Origin of the sequence: Streptomyces sp. SID5785, assembly GCF_009870065.1 — a bacterium.
Lineage (GTDB): Bacteria > Actinomycetota > Actinomycetes > Streptomycetales > Streptomycetaceae > Streptomyces.
This window is the reverse complement of sequence record NZ_WWIA01000831.1, coordinates 1-2159: the sequence shown is the minus strand read 5'-3', so window position 1 is coordinate 2159 and position 2159 is coordinate 1. Positions and strand designations below refer to the sequence as shown.

1 protein-coding gene is annotated in these 2159 nt (G+C 72.7%); it reads left to right on the top strand.

The genetic code is table 11. The features are described from left to right. Positions 1-2159, top strand: a 2159-nt coding sequence (locus GTW43_RS26945; protein ID WP_161304564.1) for a hypothetical protein, incomplete at both ends; no start/stop codon positions are given.

Genomic DNA, 2159 nt, shown 5'->3' with positions numbered 1-2159 from the left:
GCGCCGGACGTGCGCGCGGTGACCGGTGCGCGCGGCACCGCCGTACGGCTGGCCGCGGAAGCGGTGCGCGACGCGCTGGCCCAGCGGGGCCGCCCCGCTCCCTCCGTCCGCGAGGGCGGCGGCAGGCCCCGCGCAGCCGCGCACGAACTGGCCGTCCACATCGGGGCGTTGCAGGGAAGCGGCTCGGCCGAGCGGTACCGGATCGTGCGTGCGCACGGCGGCCTGGTCCTCGAGACGGCGTCCGCGGCCGGTGCCGCGACGGGGCTGTACCGGACGGCGGATCGGATCCGCGCCGGGGAGGACGTCCTCGCCGACCGCGGCCGGACCGTCACGCCGAAGCTGGGCCTCCGGCTCACCGACACCGGAGGCACGGGCCTGGACCTGCGGCCCTCCCGCTTCGCCGCCACCACGGACTACTCGCTCAACTCGGACGTCGTCGGCACCGCCCTGCTGCGACGCGCACCCTGGGTCGACACCACCCAGGTCGACGCCATCGCGGCCCAGTTCCGCTCCTTCGTACGCGGCGCGCTGCGCGACGGGTACAACGGCGTCGTCGTGCCCGGCTTCCTCGAGTACGTCACCTTCTCCGGGGTCGGGGACGGACACGCCGTGTACGCGTCGGGCGATCCGCACATCGCCCGTGCCCGGGCGATGGTGAAGGAGTTCGGACCGGTGTGGCGCTATGCCCACGACGCCGGGATGCGCGTGTACTTCCAGACCGACATGCTCGCCCTCTCCCCGCCCCTGCACGCCTACCTGGACAGGGAGTCGGGCGGTCTGCGCACCGAGGACCCCCGCCTGTGGTCCGTGTACGCCAGAGGTGTCGAGGAACTGCTGCGCTCCATGCCCTTCGCGGACGGCATCATGATCCGCACCGGCGAGGGCGGCTCCGCGTACGCCCTGCCCGGCTGGGACTACACGTCGGCGATCGAGGTCACGACCGTGAAGGCGGTCCGCACGATGCTGCGCAGCCTGCTCGCTGCCGTCGGCCGGTCAGACGGAGACGGAGACGGAGACAGGGACGGGGACGGCGGCGGCGGGGACAGGGACGGGCACAGGGACAGAGACGTCATCTTCCGTACCTGGAGTGTGGGCGTGGGCGCCGTCGGCGATCTGCACACCGATCCCGACTCCTACCGCCAGGTCCTCCACGGCCTCGACGACCCGCACCTGATCGTCTCGACCAAGTACTCGCAGGGAGACTTCTACTCCCATCTCGCCCTCAATCCCACGCTGCTCGAAGGCTCCCAGCGGCGCATCGTCGAGTTCCAGTCCCGCCGCGAGTTCGAGGGCCAGGGTGCTCTTCCCGACGACCTCGGCGCCCTCGAACAGACCGCGCTGCGGCGCTTCCTGGCCGCCAACCCGCACATCGAGGGGGTCTGGAACTGGTCCCAGTCCGGCGGTCCCCTGTACGCCGGACCCCGCGCCGTCTACCGACGGGCCGGCTTCTGGCAGTTGTGGGACGTGAACGTGTACCTCACCGGTCGGCTCGCCCAGGACCCCGACACCGACCTCACCCGGGCTCGCGAGGCCTGGATCCGCCGGACGTTCAGCGACGACGCGTCCACCGTACGGGCCATCGAGCAGGTCCTCGCCCTCTCCCGCCCGGCGATCACCGAGGGCCTCTACATCGGCCCGTACGCCGACACCTCCGCGAGAGCCCTCGGCCTCGAACCCCCGCCCATGATGTGGATCTTCGAGTGGGACATCGCGACCGGCGACAGTGCCGCGCTGTCCAGCATCTACGCGGCCGCGCGGGACCGGTTCCCCGAAGCGCTCGCCGGGGGCCGCACGGCCCTCGACATCGCACGCCGTCAGCAGCGACTGTGGGCCGCCACGGACGTGTCCACCTGGCACGACCCGCAGCTGCGCGAACAGTTCGGCGCGGCGCTCGCCTACCAGACGGACCTCTTCACGGTCCTCGGCGCGTACCGCTCGACGGTGCTGTGGCACAAGCGCTGGCTCGACACGGGCTCCGCCCACGCAGCCGAACGGTGGCACGCGGCCGAGGCCCGCTACCGCACCGCGGCGGCCACCCACCGGCACCGCTACGGGCATCGACTCGACCTGCCCGCCTACAACTTCACGGCGGCGGACCTCGGCCTGCGACGCGCCGACCGTGACCCGTCGATGGCCTGGTGCGCGCGCGGCCTCCTCGC